Source organism: Bacillus sp. AFS023182 (genome assembly GCF_002560575.1).
Classification (GTDB): domain Bacteria; phylum Bacillota; class Bacilli; order Bacillales; family Bacillaceae_G; genus Bacillus_A; species Bacillus_A arachidis.
This window is the reverse complement of record NZ_NTRO01000140.1, coordinates 1-3,709: the sequence shown is the minus strand read 5'-3', so window position 1 is coordinate 3,709 and position 3,709 is coordinate 1. Positions and strand designations below refer to the sequence as shown.

The following is a 3,709-nucleotide window of genomic DNA, read 5'->3' as shown; positions in this document are numbered from 1 at the left end:
CGACAAGCCTATGAGGCAAGGGAAAAAGTGTTAATGGATGAAGCTGCAAAGGTTGCTCATGCTCGTAATGAGGGGAAGAAAGAAGGAATTCAAGAAGGAAAAATACAAATGATTAAAGGTATACATGAACTAGGTGTACCACTCGAAACAATTGCTAAAGCAAGTAAATTAAGTATAAATGATATTGAACGTATTTTAGAGGAGAAATAAAATAAAAAAAGCACATGAAATGGGGATAACATGCGCAAGAAAATAGTAATGTAGGTAACTTAACCATAACATAAAAGCTCTGATTTATGGGGCTTTTTCTTTTTTTCTCAATAAACAATATAGATAAATATGGTAAAATGGTAAATGGATGGGAGTCCACATACATATTATTAAAATTAAGATGGTTCAAGTCGGAGGAAGGCACCTTAGGGTGTCTTTTCTTTTTTAAAAGGACCTGCTCATATATTATTTAAAAACATAAGGTAATGTAAACCGTGAAAATACATGAAGATGACCCCATTTTTCCCCTCTTATTAAGTAAGGGAGGAACTATTATGGGCTTTGGTGGTAGTTGTAGAAGTTGTGGCGGTGGCTTTGCTGGAAGCTTCGCTTTACTCGTTGTCCTCTTTATATTATTAATCATAGTCGGAGCTGCTTGCTTCTGCTAGAAAAACATCAGAAAAGACAATCTTATGGATGTCTTTTCTTTATGAAAAAATCCCTGCAATTGTGCTTTTATACTATTTTCATTATAATAATAGTGAAAAATATCTATACTAAACTTTGGGAATGTTCTGCATAAATGTTATCAATTTACAGTATTTTCTGTTAATGTTAAGCTTTAAGTGTAATATATATCTGTTTGAACCATGTCCCCTAATACAAGGTTTGAATAGTCATCTCAATACGCGAGAACAAACAAAGAAAAAGCACCTAAGGGTGCTTTTTCTTTATGGGGATCTCAGACCATGCCCATTAACTTAAGAAATTCGTTGTTAACAAAAACTAAAAAAATGAGCTGAATTGTTATAAATAATTGTAGATAGATAAAAATTTTCGTTTAGGGGGTACTTCATAACCTTAGCTTGATAGCGATGGGTAGAACCACACATCCATCAACTTTAGAAAAATAAATACCCCAAAAACAAAAAATTGTACATTTTCACCTGAAGATGCCATTTTTCTCATTTTTGGGGTATATAATTTCGTTAGGTTGATGGCGATGTGGCGGTATCCCTAATAAATAAAAAGAATTATGTACGATACAGTTTTGGATGGCTCGATCACAGTATTGAATAGTTAATCTTTTTATTAGCTTTTACTCTTATTGTTTTTACTTCAGGATATGATTTTTCTACAACTCCTATATCTGGAATATTACCCATTAAAGTGTTTTTAATATCAAAACGCAATATACTAAAAGTATTTTCTTTTAATAACAGCTCTTTATAAATAGAATCATCAACAATTATTAATTTAGATTGTATTTTTTGTCCCTGTCCAACGCCGATTCCTAAATCATCTCCTCCTTTTGTCACAGGAATAATTTGAGTTCCAATCTGTATCTCTTCACTAGAAATATCTTTTCCATATACCACACCTTTTTCTTTTGTGATGGATGGCAAAGATTGGATAGGTTCTGTAACACGTGGACGTATTGTTTTTTGCAACATCTGTTCTTTTAGTAGTTTCTCAGCTGTAGTTTTATTTAAAACTCGTACTGATCCAGTATTATTACAGGATGTTTCATCTTTATCTTTAAATTGAGAACCACACAACTGTTTTTCTTTATACTGCGTAGATGAACTTAATTTAGACTTATATTCTTCTGTTACTTTTTCTACTTGTTGTTGATCCCCAGATACAAGCAGTACATTTGGCAATGCTTGATAGAAACAATATCCTGCTCCTATTATTAATAAAATACTACAAAAAAATAAAAACTTTTTCATCAATCAAAATTCCTCCGTCTTATTAGTGTTTTACGTCTTCACGTGTTTGAGGAAAATATGTGAAGTCGCAAAATAATAAAAATTATATCGTTTATATATAATATTTACTTATATTTTCTTTTTTAAGGGGTATTTTGAATTATAAATAGCATTTCTTAATAAATACTGATCAAATTTCTTAATTTTTTCTTAAGAAAGCCAAAAATTATTATATAGAGATTCATAAATTTTTATAACATCAACGCCCGTTTATCCTAATAGAGGTCACCATACATGCCCATCAAGCTAAGAAAATAAGTTACCCCAAGAACGATAAAAATAAATTTCAGGTCTATAAAAACACAAAATTTCCATTTAGAGGGTACTTAAAAATCTTAGCTTGATAGCAAAACATACCCTTATATATAAGGGTATTCACTAAAATAGGTCGCCAGTCGTTACAGTCATAAACTCCTTAAAAAACTGTTCATAATTCATTTGTATTGCAATCCTATGTTTTGGACGATTACCGAATGTTTCTGGTTCAAAAGTAGATCTAAAATCTCCTATACTTTGCCCTCGTACAGTATCAAGTACATTAACCGTCACTGCTGATTGATGGTATGTAAAAATATCATCACGATTAATTGCAATCAAAGTGAGCGCATCATGAATTGGGCTACCTTGTATTCCAGGAACTTTTTTCTGATAAAATTGATAATAGTAATAGTCTAAAAGGGGCTTTAAAAACTTAGTTTTTCCTTTAGAGTGAATATAATTGACCATTTCTGGTGTTACGATAGCCGATTGTGTAACATTCAAAGGAAAAATTGATAGATTCTTTGCGTATCTCATTACAATATTGGCCGCAACAGGATCGCCATAAAAGTTGGCTTCGGCAATGGGAGTAACATTTCCTGGATATAGAAAAGCTCCTCCCATAATATAATAAGAATGTACATATTCCATCACATCTCCATAAAGGAGGAATAAAGTTGCAAGTGAAGTTAGCCTTCCGGTATTCACGATAATAAGTTCATTTTTATACTGCTTAATAAGTGCGAGAACCTCAAAAAAATTCTCAAATGTTTGAAGCTCTAGTCCTGGGTGAATGGGCCCTATCCAAAATTTACCGTGAACTTCTGGATAAAAAGTTTCAGCTTCTGAAGACATAGAATGCTCCGCCCCACCAAACACTTTTATATATTCTTTTCCTACACTTTTAAGTAAAAAGCGAACATTTCTAACAACTTCAGCTTGAGGTACGTTCCCATAGTCTGCAACAATTCCTATAACATCAATTTTATCTGTTAAATGCGCATATATGATAGCTATCGTATCGTCAATTCCAAAATCTCCAAAGAACAATACTTTTTTCCCCATACGATGTTTCTCCTTAATTTTACTAGCTTTTTAAATGGATTATAATTATGTATCTTGATATGAGATTGTTCCCATGTCTTTTTGTAGTACTGTGTATGAATGAATTCATCTAGTTAACATACACTTTCGTTAATAATGAACAAATTCCTTTTGTATGAAATGAAATAGTATATAATTACTAATCTTAACTTGTTTTTTTGATATCCTATGCTCATCAAATGGCCCTCAAAACATAAAAATGAGCTGACTTCTCAAAATAACTAACTGTAGGGAAAGAAAATTTTCATTTAGGGGGTACTTCAAAACCTTAGCTTGATGGCGATGTGGTGCTACCCCACATCCATCAACTTAAGGTATATTTTTATGGAAAATGCGGTCTTTTCATATAGTTTATTATTATCTTT

General features: G+C 31.9%; 3 protein-coding genes and 1 pseudogene. 2 read left to right on the top strand and 2 right to left on the bottom strand.

The genetic code is table 11. The features are described 5' to 3' along the window. Both CN288_RS27660 and CN288_RS27655 read left to right on the top strand, forming a co-directional pair. A pseudogene (locus CN288_RS27660) lies at positions 1–210 on the top strand (Rpn family recombination-promoting nuclease/putative transposase); the annotation flags it as partial. Positions 211–545: 335 nt separating this feature from the next. Further along, positions 546–659, top strand: coding sequence for a YjcZ family sporulation protein (locus tag CN288_RS27655; RefSeq protein WP_081810983.1), 114 nt, complete (start codon positions 546–548; stop codon positions 657–659). 615 nt (positions 660–1,274) lie between these two features. Here CN288_RS27655 and CN288_RS27650 read toward each other — a convergent pair. Next, positions 1,275–1,943 (bottom strand): lipoprotein BA_5634 family protein, encoded by a 669-nt coding sequence (locus tag CN288_RS27650; protein WP_098303625.1) that lies wholly within the window; start codon positions 1,941–1,943, stop codon positions 1,275–1,277. A 417-nt stretch (positions 1,944–2,360) separates the two neighbouring features. Further along, complete coding sequence (locus tag CN288_RS27645; protein ID WP_098303624.1) at positions 2,361–3,305, bottom strand: nucleoside hydrolase; 945 nt, start codon at positions 3,303–3,305, stop codon at positions 2,361–2,363. Between the last annotated feature and the right edge of the window lie 404 nt (positions 3,306–3,709).

What these genes read in the sequence shown, in the direction of transcription:
- CN288_RS27655 (WP_081810983.1), top strand. Translation starts at nt 546, where the DNA reads ATGGGCTTTGGTGGTAGTTGTAGAAGTTGTGGCGGTGGCTTTGCTGGA.
- CN288_RS27645 (WP_098303624.1), bottom strand. Translation starts at nt 3,305, where the DNA reads ATGGGGAAAAAAGTATTGTTCTTTGGAGATTTTGGAATTGACGATACG.
- CN288_RS27650 (WP_098303625.1), bottom strand. Translation starts at nt 1,943, where the DNA reads ATGAAAAAGTTTTTATTTTTTTGTAGTATTTTATTAATAATAGGAGCA.